The sequence below is a fragment of the Kitasatospora sp. NPDC088783 genome (assembly GCF_044750705.1).
In the GTDB taxonomy this organism is placed as follows: Bacteria; Actinomycetota; Actinomycetes; order Streptomycetales; family Streptomycetaceae; genus Kitasatospora; species Kitasatospora fiedleri.
This window is the reverse complement of the sequence record NZ_JBIVKJ010000003.1, coordinates 138,745-154,400: the sequence shown is the minus strand read 5'-3', so window position 1 is coordinate 154,400 and position 15,656 is coordinate 138,745. Positions and strand designations below refer to the sequence as shown.

Sequence of the window (15,656 nt, the reverse complement as noted above, 5' to 3'; positions counted from 1 at the left end):
ACTGTGGGCGAAATGAGGCGATATGGCCGAGCACACCAAGCACCGCACCCCGCGCCGCCGCGGGCTGCGGATCGCGCTGTTCGCGCTGGCCGGCCTCGTCCTGGTCGGGGCCGGACTGGGCGGGATCGCCTACTGGAAGCTGAACCGGAACATCCACGGCGTCGACATCTCCGGGCAGCTGGGCACCGCCCGGCCGCCCGCCTCCACCGGCGGGGCGTTCAACGTCCTGGTGCTGGGCTCCGACTCGCGCTCCGGCACCAACGGGAGCCTGGCGGGCGGTGACACCGGCGACACCGCCCGCTCGGACACCGCGATGGTGGTGCACGTCAACCAGGCGCACACCGCCGCCTCGGTGGTCTCGATACCCCGCGACACCCTGGTGCCCCGCCCGGCCTGCACCGGCGACGACGGCAAGCAGGTCGCCGCGGTCCGCAGCGCGATGTTCAACTCCGCGTACGAGGTCGGCGGCCCGGCCTGCGCGGTGAAGACCGCCGAGCAGCTCACCGGGATGCGGATGGACCACTTCGTCGAGGTGGACTTCACCGGCTTCGCCGCGCTGATCGACGCGATCGGCGGGGTGGACGTCACCACCACGGTGCCGATCGACGACAAGGACAGCGGCCTGCGCCTGGACGCCGGCACCCACCACCTGGGCGGGCAGCAGGCACTGGCCTTCGTCCGGACCAGGCACGGCGTCGGCGACGGCAGCGACCTGGGCCGGATCGAGCTCCAGAAGGAGATGGTCCGGGCGATGCTCGGGCAGGTCGGCGCGCTCGGCCTGGGCTCCAACCCGGTGGCGATGTGGCAGCTCGGCGACAAGCTGACCAGCTCGCTGACCACCGACTCCGACCTGGCCTCGGTCAACTCGCTGGTCGGCATGGCGCAGACCGTCAAGAAGATCGGGCCGGACCAGCTCACCATGGTCACCCTGCCGGTGGCGTACTCGGTCAGCGACCCCAACCGGGTGGTCCCGAGCAACCCGGAGGCCCAGCAGCTGTGGGCGGCGCTGCGGGCCGACCGGGCGGTGCCGCCGCAGGTGCTCCAGCAGCAGCCGGCCAACCCGGCGCAGGCCGACCCGTCCGCCCCGGCGAGCGCCGGGGCGGGAGCCTCCGCCGGTGCCTCGGCCGAGCCCTCCGCGGACGCCCTCGCCGATGCCTTCGAGGGGGCGGAATAGCGGGCTCCGCCTCCCGGTTTGGGAAGAAGCGGGCAGTGCTGGCACACTGGTCCGTCGGTCCCGGTTCACGAGCGGCTGCCCAGTCCGCCGACCCGGTGCCCTCCCGATCAGCTAGGAGAATCCCTTGAAGTCCAACGTTCACCCGGAGTACGTGCTCACCAAGGTGACCTGCACCTGCGGCAACGAGTTCACCACTCGTTCGACCGAGACCAGCGGCGAGATCCGCGCCGAGGTCTGCTCGAACTGCCACCCGTTCTACACCGGCAAGCAGAAGATTCTGGACACCGGTGGCCGCGTGGCCCGCTTCGAGGCGCGCTTCGGCAAGAAGCTCTCCGGCGGCAAGGCCTAGCGCTTCCACGGCGCCGGTCTCGGACGTCCCCGTGCTCGTGCACGGGGGCTTCCGGACCGGCGCCGTTCGCGTCTCCCCCCTCTCGCTCCCCCCGCCACCCCCGCTGCGGCACACTCACGGAAGTAGGACAGACCGATGTTCGAGGCAGTCGAAGAGCTCCTCGTCGAGCACGCCGACCTCGAGAAGAGGCTGGCCGACCCGTCGGTGCACGCCGACCAGGCGAACGCCCGCAAGCTGGCCAAGCGGTACGCCGAGCTGACCCCGATCACCCGGACGTACCTGGCCTGGAAGCAGGCCGGCGAGGACATCGCCGCCGCGCGCGAGCTCGCCGTGGAGGACCCGGACTTCATCGCCGAGGCGAAGAGCTCCGAGGCCCGCCAGGAGGAGCTGACCGAGGAGCTGCGGCTGCTGCTGGTGCCGCGCGACCCCAACGACGACAAGGACGTCATCCTGGAGGTCAAGGCGGGCGAGGGCGGCGAGGAGTCCGCGCTGTTCGCCGGCGACCTGCTCCGGATGTACCTGCGCTACGCCGAGCGGCTGGGCTGGAAGACCGAGATCATCGACGCCAACGAGTCCGACCTCGGCGGCTACAAGGACGTCTCGGTGGCGGTCAAGACCAAGGGCAACCCGGAGCCGGGCCACGGCGTCTGGGCGCAGCTGAAGTACGAGGGCGGCGTGCACCGGGTGCAGCGGGTGCCCGCGACCGAGTCGCAGGGCCGGATCCACACCTCCGCCGCGGGCGTGCTGGTCACCCCGGAGGCCGAGGAGGTCGAGGTGGAGATCCACGCCAACGACCTGCGGATCGACGTCTACCGCTCCTCCGGCCCCGGCGGGCAGTCGGTGAACACCACCGACTCCGCGGTCCGGATCACCCACCTGCCGACCGGTATCGTGGCGTCCTGCCAGAACGAGAAGAGCCAGCTGCAGAACAAGGAGCAGGCGATGCGCATCCTGCGGTCGCGGCTGCTGGCCGCCGCGCAGGAGGAGGCCGAGCGGGAGGCGTCCGACGCCCGCCGCAGCCAGGTGCGCACCGTGGACCGCTCCGAGCGGATCCGGACGTACAACTTCCCGGAGAACCGCATCTCCGACCACCGCACCGGGTTCAAGTCGTACAACCTGGACCAGGTGCTGGACGGCGAACTCAACGCGGTGATCCAGTCCTGCGTGGACGCCGACGCCGCGGCCAAGCTGGCCGCCGCGCAGGAGAACTGAGCCGAGGCTAAGGGGCCCGAGGGTATGAACCTGCTGCTCGCCGAGGTGGCCCAGGCCACCCAGCGCCTGGCCGCGGCCGGCGTGCCCTCGCCGCGCTTCGACGCGGAGGAACTCGCGGCGCACACCCACGGCGTGAAGCGCAGCCAGCTGCACACCGTGCCGGACGGGGACTTCGACGCCCGGTACTGGGAGGCGGTCTCCCGCCGCGAGCAGCGCGAGCCGCTCCAGCACATCACCGGACGGGCGTTCTTCCGCTACCTCGAACTGGAGGTCGGCCCCGGGGTGTTCGTCCCCCGGCCGGAGACCGAGTCGGTGGTCGAGTGGGCGATAGACGCGGTCCGCGCGATGGACGTGGCCGAGCCGCTGGTGGTCGACCTGTGCACCGGCTCCGGGGCGATCGCGCTGGCCCTGGCCCAGGAACTGCCCCGCTCCACCGTGCACGCCTTCGAACTCGACGAGGGCGCCCTCGCCTACACCCGCCGCAACGTCGAGGCCAGCCCCGACCGCGCCCGGGTCCACCTGCACCAGGGCGACGCCACCCTGGCCTTCGCCGACGACCGCGGCTGGGACGGCCGGTTCGACCTGGTGATCAGCAACCCGCCGTACATCCCGCTCACCGAGTGGGAGTACGTGGCCCCCGAGGCCCGCGACCACGACCCGCAGCTGTCGCTGTTCTCCGGCGAGGACGGCCTGGACACCATCCGCGGCATCGAACGCGTCGCCGCCCGGCTGCTGCGCCCCGGCGGCGCGGTGGTGATCGAGCACGCGGACACCCAGGGCGGGCAGGTCCCGTGGATCTTCCGCGAGGAGGGCGGCTGGACGGACGCCGCCGACCACCGGGACCTCAACAACCGGCCGCGCTTCACCACGGCCCGGAGGGCGTCGTTGTGAACACCGGGCACAGCACCACAGCCCGTCGCGCTTCGCTGTAAGTACCACTGACACCACCGGAAGGGGATTGCTCCGATGAGCCGCCGATACGACTGCTCCGACGCCCAGGACCGCGCGAGCGGGCTGCGTGAGGCCGCCACGGCGATCCGCCGCGGGGAGTTGGTGGTGGTGCCGACCGACACGGTGTACGGGATCGCCGCGGACGCCTTCTCGCCGGAGGCGGTCGCCGCCCTGCTGGACGCCAAGGGCCGGGGCCGGAACATGCCCTCGCCGGTGCTGGTCGGCTCGCCGACCACGCTGCACGGGCTGGTCACCGACTTCTCCGAGCAGGCCTGGGAACTGGTGGACGCCTTCTGGCCCGGCGGCCTGACCCTGGTGGCCCGGCACCAGCCCTCGCTGCGCTGGGACCTGGGCGAGACCCGGGGCACCGTCGCGGTCCGGATGCCGCTGCACCCGGTCGCGCTGGAGCTGCTGAACGCCACCGGCCCGCTCGCGGTCTCCTCCGGCAACAAGACCGGCGGCCCGTCCCCGTCCACCTGCGACGAGGCCGAGGCGCAGCTCGGCGACGCGGTGTCGATCTACCTGGACGGCGGGACGGCGGACTACGGCACGCCCTCGACCATCGTCGACGTCACCGGCAAGGTGCCGGTGGTGCTGCGGGCGGGCGCGATCGGCGTCGAGCAGCTGAGGGAGGTCGTTCCGGACGTGGAGGCCGGCAGTTGACCGCCGCCGCCCCCCTGTACGGAGCGCGGAGCACCCGGGCCCCCTTCGCGGAGCCCGGGCCGCTCCCGCTGGACACCTTCCGCATCCTGTTCGTCTGCACCGGGAACGTCTGCCGCTCGCCGATCGCCGAGCGGCTCGCCCGGCTGGAGCTGGACTCCCGGCTCGGGGTGCGGGTCGGCCGCCGGATCGTGGTGGAGAGCGCCGGCACCTGGGGCCACGAGGGCGCCCCGATGGAGGCGCACGCGGCGACGGTGCTCGGCGAGTACGGCGCGGACAGCGCGGACTTCGCCGGGCGGGAGCTGCTGGACGAGCACGTGATCGACGCCGACCTGGTGCTGACCGCGACCCTGGACCACCGGGCGCAGGTCATCTCGATGGGCCACGCGGCGGGACTGCGCACCTTCACCATCAAGGAGTTCACCCGTCTGGTGCAAAGGGTCGACCCGCGCACCCTGCCGGACCCCCGGGACGGCGCGCGGCTGACCGAGCGCGCCCGCGCGCTGGTCCGCTCGGCCGCCGCCCTGCGCGGCTGGCTGCTGGCCTCCGCACCCGAGTTCGACGAGCTGAGGGACCCTTACGGGGCGCCGATCGGGATGTTCCGCAACTGCGGCGAGGAGATATTCGACGCGCTGGACCCGGTGGTGACCGCCCTGACGGGCGTGGCCCGCTGAGTTGAGCGCCCTCCACTAAAGTTTCCGTGGGGGATTTGTGAAGACTGCGTGCGCAGGCGATGGCGGCAACCGGAAAGGCGCAAGCCCGCGCGTTCGGGCGGGCCGGGCGGTGGGGGCCGACCTACGCTGGAAGGACCTGCCCGCACCGCAGCCTGGAGCCGCACCATGACGGTCGCCGACGCCCCATCCGTCCACTGGGAGGCCGCGGAGGCCCTGCGCACCGCCGACCCGCTGATCGCCGACCTGCTCACCGCCGAGGCCGAGCGCCGGGCGGACTCGCTGCAACTGCTCGCCGGGGAGAACCTGGCCACCCCCGCCGTCCTGGCCGCGCTGTCCGGCCCGCTGGCCGACAAGTACGCCGAGGGCTACCCGGGCCGCCGGCACCACACCGGCTGCGCGCCCGCCGACACCGTGGAACTGCTGGCGATCGACCGGGCCCGCGAACTGTTCGCCGCCCCGCACGCCAACGTCCAGCCCCGCTCCGGGACTTCGGCGATGCTGGCGGCCTACGCCGCGCTGCTGCGGCCGGGCGACGCGGTGCTCGCCATGTCGCTGGAGCACGGCGGCCACCTCAGCGCCGGCTCGCGGGCCAACTTCTCCGGCCGCTGGTTCCGCTTCCACGGCTACGGGGTGCGCGAGCAGGACGGCCGGATCGACCTCGACCAGGTCCGCGCCCTGGCCCGCGAGCACCGTCCGAAGGCGATCGTGGCCGGCGGCATCTCCTACCCGCGGCACGTCGACTGGGCCGCCTTCCGGGAGATCGCCGACGAGGTGGACGCCTACCTGATCGCCGCCGCCGGACAGACCGCCGGCCTGGTCGCGGCCGGCGCCGCCCCCTCCCCGGTGCCCTACGCGGACGTCACCGTCGCCACCACCCACAAGCTGCTGCGCGGCCCGCGCGGCGGGCTGCTGCTGTGCACCGCCGAGCTGGCGGACCGGATCGACCGCGCGGTCTTCCCGTTCACCCAGGGCGGGGCGGCGATGCACGAGGTGGCCGCCAAGGCGGTCGCGCTGGCCCAGGCCGCCACCCCCGCCCACACCGGCTACGTCCGGCGGGCGGTCTCCGGCGCCCGGGCGCTGGCCGCCGCGCTGGCCGCGGCCGGGGCCCAGCCGCTCACCGGCGGCACCGACACCCACCTGGTGACCGCCTCGGTCCGGGCCCTCGGCCTGACCGGCGTGGAGGCCGAACGCCGCTGCGCCGCGGCCGGGTTGCTGCTCGGCCGGTGCGCCGTCCCGTACGACCCGGCGCCGCCGACCGAGACCTCCGGCATCCGGCTGGGCACCGGCACCTGCGCGGCCCAGGGGATGGGCGAGGAGGAGCTCGGCGAGGTCGGCGCCCTGCTCGGCCGGGTGCTCGCCGGGGACGGCCCGGAGCCGGTGCGCGGCCGGGTGCGGGAGCTGGCCCGGGCCTTCGCCGGGCGGCGCTGAGCGGCCCGGCGGAGGGTTCGGGGCCGTCGGGGAGAACCGCGATGCGGGGCCCGGGCGTCGGAGTCAATAAGGTGTGGTCCGTGGCGACGCACCTCGAATCCCGAACCAGCGCGGGAGTACCCTGCGTACTCGTCCGTCCGAGCGCGACCCTGGAGGCCGGTGGTGCGTGAGTATCTGCTGGTCATGTTCGTCTCGGCGGCGGTGACCTACCTGCTGGTCAGCCCGGTCCGCAAGTTCGCGATCGCGGCCGGCGCGATGCCCGCCGTCCGGGCGCGCGACGTGCACCGCGAGCCCACGCCGCGGCTCGGCGGCATCGCGATGTTCGGCGGCCTGCTGGCCGGCCTGCTGGCGGCGTCCCAACTGACCAACCTCGGGCGGCTGTTCGTGCAGAGCGCGGACATCAAGGCGCTGCTCTCCGGGGCCGGGATCATGTTCGTGCTGGGCGTCCTGGACGACAAGTGGGGCGTGGACGCGCTGGTGAAGCTCGGCGGGCAGATGATCGCCGCCGGCGTGATGGTCTGGCAGGGCATCACGGTGATCGCCATCCCGGTGCCCGGCTACGGCTCGGTCCCGGTCACCCCGACCCAGGGCATGCTGATCTCGGTCGTGCTGGTGGTCGTGATGGTCAACGCGGTCAACTTCATCGACGGCCTGGACGGCCTGGCCGCCGGCATGGTCTGCATCGCCGCGATGGCCTTCTTCCTCTACTCGTACCGGCTCTGGCTCGGCTACGGGATCAACGACGCCGCGCCCGCCGCGCTGTTCACCGCGGTGCTGATCGGCATGTGCCTGGGCTTCCTGCCGCACAACCTGCACCCGGCGCGGATCTTCATGGGCGACTCCGGCTCGATGATGCTCGGCCTGATGCTGGCCGTCGCGGCGATCTCGATCACCGGCCGGGTCGACCCCGACCTGATCACCGAGCAGGTCGGTTCGCAGACCACCGCCGTGCACGCCCTGGTGCCGATCTACATCCCGCTGCTGCTGCCGCTGACCGTGATCGCGCTGCCGCTGGCCGACCTGCTGCTGGCCGTGGTGCGCCGCACCTGGGCGGGCAAGTCGCCGTTCGCGGCGGACAAGCAGCACCTGCACCACCGGCTGCTGGAGGTCGGGCACTCGCACAGCCGGGCCGTGCTGATCATGTACTTCTGGGCCGCGCTGATCGCCTTCGGCACCGTCGCGGTGTCGATCACCAACACCGGCCGCGCGGTGGTGCTCACCATGGCGGGCCTGTGCCTGGTCGGCCTCGCGGTGCTGCTGATGCCGCGGTTCAAGCCGCGCGCGCCCAGGGCCGTCCAGTCCTTCGTGCCGCCCCGCTACCGGGACGGCGAGCCGGGCCGGGCGCAGGCGGTGGAGCCGGTCGCGTCGGCGGGGTCCGCGGAGTCGGTCGCGTCGGCGGAGCGCGCGCAGAGCGCCGAGAACGCCGAGAACGCCGAGCCGGCCGCGATGGCCGAGCTGTCGGCCGAGGACAAGGCCCTGCTGGGACGGCTCGGGACGGGCGCCACGGCGGCCGGGCAGCGCGGCGAGCGGCGCTCCTGACGGAGGGTCAGTTCCCGTTGGGCCGTCCGGCGGCACCCGTTCGGAGGCACTTGTCCGCCCTTGGTGTGACAGGTACCACACCTTCATGGTAAAGCTCTCATCAAATAGTTTGTGATACCGTTCACGAGTACCGAGAACACGCCGAAAGACCTGACAGGTGGAGGACTTCCGTCCCTGGTCGGTCTCCCTCGACGGACGCGCCGTCCAGGCGGCTGTCCGCGGCGCGTTCCGCGCACCCCCCGTGTCTCTGCCCCCCGTTTCCGACATGCCGCCGGAGTTGCCGACATGCCGTCCCACGACGCCCGGATCCTCCGTGGCGCCGCAATCCCCACTGCGGTCGCCGGAGTGGTCGCCATGGCGATCGCCTTCGCCGTCGCCCAGGGGAAGGGTCTGCTCGGTGCCCTGCTCGCGACGGTGGTCGTGATCCTCTTCTTCGGCGCCGGCCAGATCGCGCTCGACCGGCTGGGCCGGAACAACCCGCAGATGCTGATGCCGGTCGCGATGCTGGTCTACACCACTCAGATCCTGGTGGTCGGCGTCCTGCTCGCGGTGGCCAAGCACCTCACCTTCTTCGACCACAAGGTCTTCGGCCTCTCGCTGCTCGGCCTGGTGATCGTCTGGATGGGCTTCCAGGTGCGGGGCTGGCTGAAGGCCAAGACCTTCTACGTGGAACCCGACGGCAAGCCGAAATCCGGGCGTCAATCGTGAGCGGGGCATACCGTCCCCCTCACGAGGGGGGCGGTGTTTATGCCCTCCTGACGGGCTGCTATCGTCCGTCCCGACGGCGGAGTACGGGAAGCGGCCAGGTCCCTCCGAGAATCGGACGGATCGCCCCCCGGCTCCACGAAGCTTTCGAAGATCCCGCGGTGGGGATATGCGCCGCGCCGGGTCAGCGAGAAATCCAACTAGTCCCAGTGCCGCACCGTGGCCGACGGCCACGCCGACACACCGAGGTTGCCGTAACCATGCGTCAGAACGAAGGAGTCTGTGGTGGGTGCTGACGTCCAGCTCGCCTCCGAGGCCGGTTGCCACCTTTTCTCCGGCTGCGGCTTCCCCGCCCCCGGCCTGAACGAGTTCGAGTTCAAGCCGATCTTCTCGGTCGGGAGCGTCGACTTCACCAAGCCGATGCTGCTGTCGATCATCTGTGCGCTGCTGGTGGTCGGCTTCTTCTGGGCCGCGTTCGCCAAGCCGAAGCTGCTCCCGGGCAAGCTCCAGCTGGTCGGCGAGATCGGGTACGACTTCGTCAAGCGGAGCATCGTGCTGGAGACGATCGGCAAGAAGGGCGAGAAGTACGTCCCGATGCTGGTCTCGATGTTCTTCTTCGTGTGGATCATGAACATCATGTCCATCGTCCCGTTCGCCCAGTTCCCGGTGATGTCGCGGATCGCGTTCCCGGTCGGGCTCGCGGCGATCGTGTGGATCACCTACATGACGCTGACCTTCAAGAAGCACGGCTTCGTCGGCGGCATGAAGAACCTCTGCTGGCCGTCGGGCATCCCGGGCTGGGTCATGTTCATCCTGGTGCCGATCGAGTTCTTCTCGAACATCTTCGTGCGCCCCTTCACCCTCGCGGTCCGAGCCTTCGCCAACATGTTCGCCGGTCACCTGCTGATCGTCGTCTTCTCGGTGGCCTCGTGGTACCTGCTGAGCCCCAGCATCGGCGCCCTGTACGGCTCGGTGTCCTTCGTGGTGGCCGCGGCCCTGACCGCCTTCGAGCTGCTGGTGCAGTTCCTGCAGGCGTACATCTTCGTGATGCTCGCCAGCAGCTACATCGCCGGTGCCCTGGAAGAGGCGCACTGAGCCCCGCGGCCCCGGCCGCGCCCCGAACTCCCGGTGGCCAACACCCACCGGTATCCCATCCCCGCAAAGGATTAGCTGAGATGTCCGCTCTCGCTGAGGTTTCCGGTTCCGTCGCTTCCATCGGCTACGGCCTCGCCGCGATCGGCCCCGGCATCGGTGTCGGTCTGATCTTCGGTAACGGCGTGCAGGCGATGGCCCGTCAGCCCGAGGCTGCCGGCCTGATCCGCTCGAACATGTTCATCGGCTTCGCGCTGACCGAGGCCCTCGCCCTGATCGGCATCGTCATGCCGTTCGTCTACGGCGCCTGAGCCGGACGTTCCGGTAGCCAATTCCGACGAAAGGTTCTGATATGGCCCCCGAGGTTCTCCTCGCGGCAGAAGAGAAGATGAACCCTCTTCTCCCCGCGTGGCCCGAGGTCATCATCGGCCTGCTCTGCTTCTTCATCGTCTTCGGCATCCTCGGCAAGAAGCTCCTCCCCAGCATCGAGAAGGTGCTGGGAGAGCGCCGCGACGCCATCGAAGGCGGCATGAAGCGCGCGGAGACCGCTCAGGCCGAGGCCCAGGCCCTGCTGGAGCAGTACCGCGCCGAGCTCGCCGAGGCGCGCCACGAGGCCGCGCGGATCACCGAGCACGCCCGTGAGCAGGGCGCCGCCCTGATCAACGAGATGCGCGAGGAGGGCCAGCGCCAGCGCGAGGCCATCGTCGCCGCCGGCCACGCCCAGATCGAGGCCGACAAGAAGCAGGCCACCGCGGTCCTGCGCCAGGACGTCGGCTCGCTGGCCTCCCAGCTGGCCTCCCGCATCGTCGGCGAGTCCCTGGAGGACCACGCCCGCCAGAGCGGTGTCATCGACCGCTTCCTGGACGAGCTGGAGTCCAAGGCCACCGCTGCCCAGGGTGCGTCCAAGTGATCGGCGCGAGCCGTGAGGCACTCGCCGCCGGCCGCGAGAACCTGGAGAGCCTGACCGACAACACTTCGGTGGACGCGGCCAAGCTCGCCGGGGAACTCACCGCCGTCACCGCGCTGCTGGACCGCGAGGTCTCGCTGCGCCGGGTGCTGACCGATCCGTCCCGGTCCGGTCAGGACAAGGCCCAGCTGGCCGCCTCGCTGCTGAACGGCCAGGTCTCCGGCGAGAGCGTCGACCTGGTCTCCGGCCTGGTCCGCTCGCGCTGGTCCGGCCCGCGCGACCTGGTCGACGCGGTCGAGCAGCTCGCCGCGTACGCCGAGGTCATCGCCGCCGACAGGGCGGGCGCGCTGGACGACGTCGAGGACGAGCTGTTCCGGTTCGGCCGGGTGGTGGCGGGCTCGCACGAGCTGCGCGCCGCGCTGACCGAACCGAAGGCCGACGCCGCCGCCAAGGCCGCGCTGGTGCGCAGGCTCCTCGGCGGCCGCGCCAACGCGGGCACCGTCCGCCTGGTCACCAGCCTGGTCACCGCCCCCCGGGGCCGTAGCCTGGAAGGTGGCCTGGAGACCTACTCCAAGCTCGCCGCCTCCCGGCGGGGCCGCGTGGTGGCCCTGGTCACCACCGCGATCCCGCTCTCCGACCGCCAGAAGGACCGCCTCGCCGCCGCGCTGGCCGGTCTCTACGGGCGGCAGGTCCACCTGAACATCGACGTGGACCCCTCGGTCCAGGGCGGTGTCCGGGTGCAGATCGGCGACGAGATCATCGACGGCACCGTGTCGAGCCGCCTGGAAGGCGCTCGCCAGGGTCTCGAAGGCTGAGCACCAGCACTATCCGACCCTCGGTCGGGCGTCGGTCCACACCAGGTGGGCCGGCAAAACGTACGGCCGGTTCACCCGACCCGGCCGAGAGTCGAGCACTTGCGGCCCTCAATGGCGGGCCGAGGATCGCAAACTAGGAGAGCAGGGAAGCCTGATGGCGGAGCTTACGATCCGTCCGGAGGAGATCCGGGACGCGCTGGCCGACTTTGTCCAGTCGTACCAGCCGGACGCGGCCTCGCGTGAAGAGGTCGGCACGGTCACCGAGGCCATGGACGGTATCGCCAAGGTCGAGGGCCTGCCCTCGGTCATGGCCAACGAGCTGCTGAAGTTCGAGGACGGCACCCTCGGCCTCGCGCTGAACCTCGACACCCGCGAGATCGGTGTCGTCGTCCTCGGTGAGTTCTCGGGCATCGAGGAGGGCCAGACGGTGCAGCGCACCGGCGAGGTCCTCTCCGTCCCGGTCGGCGACGGCTACCTCGGCCGTGTCGTGGACCCGCTGGGCAACCCGATCGACGGCCTGGGCGAGATCGCGGCCACCGGCCGCCGCGCCCTGGAGCTGCAGGCCCCCGGCGTCATGGCCCGCAAGTCGGTCAAGCAGCCGCTGCAGACCGGTATCAAGGCGATCGACGCGATGACCCCGATCGGCCGCGGCCAGCGCCAGCTGATCATCGGTGACCGCCAGACCGGCAAGACCGCCGTCGCCGTCGACACGATCATCAACCAGCGCGACAACTGGCGCTCGGGCGACCCGGAGAAGCAGGTCCGCTGCATCTACGTCGCCGTGGGCCAGAAGGGCTCCACCATCGCGTCCGTCCGCGGCGCCCTGGAGGAGGCCGGCGCGCTGGAGTACACCACCATCGTGGCCGCTCCCGCCTCCGACCCGGCCGGCTTCAAGTACCTCGCCCCGTACACCGGTTCGGCCATCGGCCAGGAGTGGATGTACGACGGCAAGCACGTCCTCATCGTCTTCGACGACCTGTCGAAGCAGGCCGAGGCCTACCGCTCCGTCTCCCTGCTGCTGCGCCGCCCGCCGGGCCGCGAGGCGTACCCGGGTGACGTCTTCTACCTGCACTCCCGCCTGCTGGAGCGCTGCGCCAAGCTGAACGACGCCCTCGGCGGCGGCTCGATGACCGGTCTGCCGATCATCGAGACCAAGGCCAACGACGTCTCGGCGTACATCCCGACCAACGTCATCTCGATCACCGACGGCCAGTGCTTCCTGGAGTCCGACCTGTTCAACGCCGGCATCCGCCCGGCCGTGAACGTCGGCATCTCGGTCTCCCGCGTCGGTGGCTCCGCCCAGATCAAGGCGATGCGCTCGGTCGCCGGCCGCCTGCGCCTGGACCTCGCCCAGTACCGTGAGCTGGAGGCGTTCGCCGCCTTCGGTTCCGACCTGGACGCGGCCTCCAAGGCCCAGCTGGAGCGCGGTGCGCGCATGGTCGAGCTGCTGAAGCAGGGCCAGTACCAGCCGTTCCCGGTCGAGGAGCAGGTCGTCTCCATCTGGGCCGGCACCACCGGTCAGCTGGACGACGTCCCGGTGGCGGAGATCCGCCGCTTCGAGCGCGAGTTCCTGGACAACGTCCGCCTGGAGCACAAGGGCATCCTGGCCGGCATCGTCGAGACCGGCCTGCTGGAGCAGGGCACCATCGACGCGCTGACCGCCGCGATCACGTCCTTCAAGCAGGGCTTCACCACGGCTGACGGCAAGCTGCTCTCCGAGCAGGCCTGAGTCCGGTAGCGAGGGAAAGGACGTAACGACCCAATGGGAGCACAGCTTCGGGTCTACAAGCGCCGCATCCGCTCCGTCACCGCGACGAAGAAGATCACCAAGGCGATGGAGATGATCTCCGCGTCGCGCATCGTCAAGGCGCAGCGCGCGGTGGCCGCCTCCACTCCGTACGCCGACGAGCTCACCCGCGCGGTGACCGCGGTGGCCACCCGGTCCACCGCGAAGCACCCGCTGACCACCGAGAACCCGAACGCGCAGCGCGCGGCCGTCCTGCTGATCACGGCGGACCGCGGCCTGGCGGGCGGCTACTCGACCAACGCCATCAAGCAGTCGCTGGCGCTCGCCGCCCGCCTCCGCGAAGAGGGCAAGGAAGTGGTCACGTACATCGTCGGCCGCAAGGGCGTGGGCTACTACGGCTTCCGCAACCTGGCGGTGGCGAACTCCTGGACCGGCTTCTCCGACAAGCCGACCTACGGAGACGCCAAGACGGTCGCGGCGGACCTGATCGAGGCCTTCACCGCGGAGACCGGCGGCGTGGACGAGCTGCACCTGGTGTCGACCGAGTTCGTGTCGATGCTGACGCAGAACGCCATCGACCGGCGCCTGCTGCCGCTGCGGCTCGACGAGGTCGAGCTCAGCGACGCGACGCCGGCCAAGGACCAGATCTTCCCGCTCTACGACTTCGAACCGTCGGCGGAGGGCGTCCTCGACGCGCTGCTGCCGCGGTACGTCGAGAGCCGGATCTACAACGCGCTGCTGCAGTCGGCCGCTTCCGAGCACGCCGCCCGCCGCCGCGCGATGAAGAGCGCGACGGACAACGCCGGCGAGCTCATCAAGTCGCTCACGCGGCTTGCCAACTCGGCCCGACAGGCCGAGATCACCCAGGAAATCAGCGAGATCGTCGGCGGTGCCAACGCCCTCGCCGACGCTAGCCGCGGGAGCGAATGAGTATGACCACCACTGTTGAGCCGACGGGCGCCGGACTGGCCACGGGCCGCGTCGCCCGGGTCATCGGCCCGGTCGTCGACGTGGAGTTCCCCGTCGACGCGATTCCCGACATGTTCAACGCCCTGCACGTCGAGGTGGACAACCCCGACGGCACGGGCAGGAAGACCCTGACCCTCGAGGTCGCCCAGCACCTCGGCGACGGCCTGGTCCGCGGCATCTCGATGCAGCCGACCGACGGCCTGGTCCGCGGCTCGCAGGTCACCGACACCGGTTCGGCGATCTCCGTCCCGGTCGGCCAGATCACCAAGGGCAAGGTGTTCAACGCCCTCGGTGAGGTGCTGAACGTCGACAAGGCCGAGTTCGACGCCCAGGTCGAGGTCAAGTGGCCGATCCACCGCAAGGCCCCGAACTTCTCCGAGCTCGAGTCCAAGACCGAGATGTTCGAGACCGGCATCAAGGTCATCGACCTGCTCACCCCGTACGTCACCGGTGGCAAGATCGGCCTGTTCGGTGGCGCCGGCGTCGGCAAGACCGTGCTCATCCAGGAGATGATCTACCGCGTCGCCGAGAACTTCGGTGGTGTGTCGGTGTTCGCCGGTGTCGGCGAGCGCACCCGTGAGGGCAACGACCTCATCGACGAGATGGTCGACTCGGGCGTCCTGGACAAGACCGCGCTGGTCTTCGGCCAGATGGACGAGCCGCCGGGCACCCGCCTGCGGGTCGCGCTCTCCGCGCTGACCATGGCGGAGTACTTCCGCGACGTCGAGAAGCAGGACGTGCTCCTCTTCATCGACAACATCTTCCGGTTCACCCAGGCCGGTTCCGAGGTGTCGACCCTGCTCGGCCGCATGCCCTCCGCGGTGGGCTACCAGCCGAACCTGGCCGACGAGATGGGCCTCCTCCAGGAGCGCATCACCTCGACCCGCGGTCACTCGATCACCTCGATGCAGGCGATCTACGTCCCCGCGGACGACCTGACCGACCCGGCGCCGGCCACCACCTTCGCCCACCTGGACGCGACCACCGTGCTGTCGCGCCCGATCTCGGAGAAGGGCATCTACCCGGCCGTCGACCCGCTGGACTCCACGTCCCGCATCCTCGACCCGCGGTACATCACGCAGCTCCACTACGACACGGCCGTCCGCATCAAGGGGATCCTGCAGAAGTACAAGGACCTCCAGGACATCATCGCGATCCTCGGCATCGACGAGCTGTCCGAGGAGGACAAGATCACGGTGCAGCGGGCCCGCCGCATCGAGCGCTTCCTCTCGCAGAACACCTACGTGGCGAAGCAGTTCACCGGTGTGGACGGTTCGACCGTGCCGCTGTCGGAGACCATCGAGGCCTTCAACGCGATCGCGGACGGCAAGTACGACCACGTCCCGGAGCAGGCGTTCTTCATGTGCGGTGGCATCGACGACCTCGAGCGCAACGCCGCCGAGCTGCTGAAGAAGTAACCGCAGGCCGGTTGCA

Annotated in this window: 16 protein-coding genes; all 16 read left to right on the top strand. The window is 70.9% G+C overall.

The features are described 5' to 3' along the window. The first annotated feature begins 22 nt into the window (after positions 1 to 22). The 16 genes from ACIP60_RS09240 (at position 23) to atpD (ending at position 15,640) form a co-directional block, all read left to right on the top strand. On the top strand, positions 23 to 1,174 hold the full coding sequence (locus tag ACIP60_RS09240; RefSeq protein ID WP_400681791.1) for an LCP family protein: 1,152 nt from the start codon (positions 23 to 25) through the stop codon (positions 1,172 to 1,174). Positions 1,175 to 1,298: 124 nt separating this feature from the next. Continuing rightward, positions 1,299 to 1,523: a 50S ribosomal protein L31 gene (rpmE, locus tag ACIP60_RS09235; RefSeq protein WP_033214688.1), complete on the top strand. Its 225-nt coding sequence runs from the start codon at positions 1,299 to 1,301 to the stop codon at positions 1,521 to 1,523. 135 nt (positions 1,524 to 1,658) lie between these two features. Then, entirely contained in the window at positions 1,659 to 2,735 is a 1,077-nt protein-coding gene (gene prfA / locus ACIP60_RS09230) for a peptide chain release factor 1 (protein ID WP_400681789.1), read from the top strand. Between the two features lie 24 nt (positions 2,736 to 2,759). Further along, a complete protein-coding gene (gene prmC / locus ACIP60_RS09225; protein ID WP_111554252.1) occupies positions 2,760 to 3,626 on the top strand; it encodes a peptide chain release factor N(5)-glutamine methyltransferase in 867 nt (288 codons plus the stop codon). A 75-nt stretch (positions 3,627 to 3,701) separates the two neighbouring features. Beyond that, positions 3,702 to 4,349, top strand: coding sequence for an L-threonylcarbamoyladenylate synthase (locus ACIP60_RS09220; protein WP_100836350.1), 648 nt, complete (start codon positions 3,702 to 3,704; stop codon positions 4,347 to 4,349). A gap of 14 nt (positions 4,350 to 4,363) precedes the next feature. Further along, positions 4,364 to 5,020, top strand: a complete 657-nt coding sequence (locus tag ACIP60_RS09215; protein WP_400682643.1) for a protein-tyrosine-phosphatase — start codon at positions 4,364 to 4,366, stop codon at positions 5,018 to 5,020. Between the two features lie 165 nt (positions 5,021 to 5,185). Then, on the top strand, positions 5,186 to 6,448 hold the full coding sequence (gene glyA / locus ACIP60_RS09210; RefSeq protein ID WP_400681785.1) for a serine hydroxymethyltransferase: 1,263 nt from the start codon (positions 5,186 to 5,188) through the stop codon (positions 6,446 to 6,448). A gap of 162 nt (positions 6,449 to 6,610) precedes the next feature. Further along, on the top strand, positions 6,611 to 7,987 hold the full coding sequence (locus ACIP60_RS09205; RefSeq protein WP_400681783.1) for an MraY family glycosyltransferase: 1,377 nt from the start codon (positions 6,611 to 6,613) through the stop codon (positions 7,985 to 7,987). 285 nt (positions 7,988 to 8,272) lie between these two features. Then, on the top strand, positions 8,273 to 8,695 hold the full coding sequence (locus ACIP60_RS09200; protein ID WP_100836347.1) for a hypothetical protein: 423 nt from the start codon (positions 8,273 to 8,275) through the stop codon (positions 8,693 to 8,695). Between the two features lie 279 nt (positions 8,696 to 8,974). Next, on the top strand, positions 8,975 to 9,787 hold the full coding sequence (gene atpB / locus ACIP60_RS09195; RefSeq protein ID WP_370447609.1) for a F0F1 ATP synthase subunit A: 813 nt from the start codon (positions 8,975 to 8,977) through the stop codon (positions 9,785 to 9,787). 80 nt (positions 9,788 to 9,867) lie between these two features. Further along, complete coding sequence (gene atpE, locus ACIP60_RS09190) at positions 9,868 to 10,095, top strand: ATP synthase F0 subunit C (protein WP_100836345.1); 228 nt, start codon at positions 9,868 to 9,870, stop codon at positions 10,093 to 10,095. A gap of 41 nt (positions 10,096 to 10,136) precedes the next feature. Further along, positions 10,137 to 10,694 carry a F0F1 ATP synthase subunit B gene (locus ACIP60_RS09185; RefSeq protein ID WP_100836344.1) on the top strand — a complete coding sequence of 186 codons (558 nt, stop codon included), beginning with the start codon at positions 10,137 to 10,139 and terminating at the stop codon, positions 10,692 to 10,694. After that, on the top strand, positions 10,691 to 11,506 hold the full coding sequence (locus ACIP60_RS09180) for a F0F1 ATP synthase subunit delta (RefSeq protein ID WP_400681780.1): 816 nt from the start codon (positions 10,691 to 10,693) through the stop codon (positions 11,504 to 11,506). Before ACIP60_RS09185 ends, ACIP60_RS09180 begins: the two co-directional genes overlap by 4 nt. Before the next feature lie 154 nt (positions 11,507 to 11,660). Next, positions 11,661 to 13,235: a F0F1 ATP synthase subunit alpha gene (atpA, locus tag ACIP60_RS09175; protein WP_033252986.1), complete on the top strand. Its 1,575-nt coding sequence runs from the start codon at positions 11,661 to 11,663 to the stop codon at positions 13,233 to 13,235. A gap of 33 nt (positions 13,236 to 13,268) precedes the next feature. Then, positions 13,269 to 14,183, top strand: a complete 915-nt coding sequence (locus tag ACIP60_RS09170) for a F0F1 ATP synthase subunit gamma (protein WP_111554258.1) — start codon at positions 13,269 to 13,271, stop codon at positions 14,181 to 14,183. Positions 14,184 to 14,185: 2 nt separating this feature from the next. Continuing rightward, positions 14,186 to 15,640 carry a F0F1 ATP synthase subunit beta gene (atpD, locus tag ACIP60_RS09165; RefSeq protein WP_111554259.1) on the top strand — a complete coding sequence of 485 codons (1,455 nt, stop codon included), beginning with the start codon at positions 14,186 to 14,188 and terminating at the stop codon, positions 15,638 to 15,640. Positions 15,641 to 15,656: the final 16 nt, after the last annotated feature.

Coding starts and splice junctions, on each gene's coding strand:
- ACIP60_RS09240 (WP_400681791.1), top strand. CDS start 23: ATGGCCGAGCACACCAAGCACCGCACCCCGCGCCGCCGCGGGCTGCGG.
- prfA (WP_400681789.1), top strand. CDS start 1,659: ATGTTCGAGGCAGTCGAAGAGCTCCTCGTCGAGCACGCCGACCTCGAG.
- prmC (WP_111554252.1), top strand. CDS start 2,760: ATGAACCTGCTGCTCGCCGAGGTGGCCCAGGCCACCCAGCGCCTGGCC.
- ACIP60_RS09220 (WP_100836350.1), top strand. CDS start 3,702: ATGAGCCGCCGATACGACTGCTCCGACGCCCAGGACCGCGCGAGCGGG.
- glyA (WP_400681785.1), top strand. CDS start 5,186: ATGACGGTCGCCGACGCCCCATCCGTCCACTGGGAGGCCGCGGAGGCC.
- ACIP60_RS09200 (WP_100836347.1), top strand. CDS start 8,273: ATGCCGTCCCACGACGCCCGGATCCTCCGTGGCGCCGCAATCCCCACT.
- atpE (WP_100836345.1), top strand. CDS start 9,868: ATGTCCGCTCTCGCTGAGGTTTCCGGTTCCGTCGCTTCCATCGGCTAC.
- ACIP60_RS09185 (WP_100836344.1), top strand. CDS start 10,137: ATGGCCCCCGAGGTTCTCCTCGCGGCAGAAGAGAAGATGAACCCTCTT.
- atpA (WP_033252986.1), top strand. CDS start 11,661: ATGGCGGAGCTTACGATCCGTCCGGAGGAGATCCGGGACGCGCTGGCC.
- ACIP60_RS09170 (WP_111554258.1), top strand. CDS start 13,269: ATGGGAGCACAGCTTCGGGTCTACAAGCGCCGCATCCGCTCCGTCACC.
- atpD (WP_111554259.1), top strand. CDS start 14,186: ATGACCACCACTGTTGAGCCGACGGGCGCCGGACTGGCCACGGGCCGC.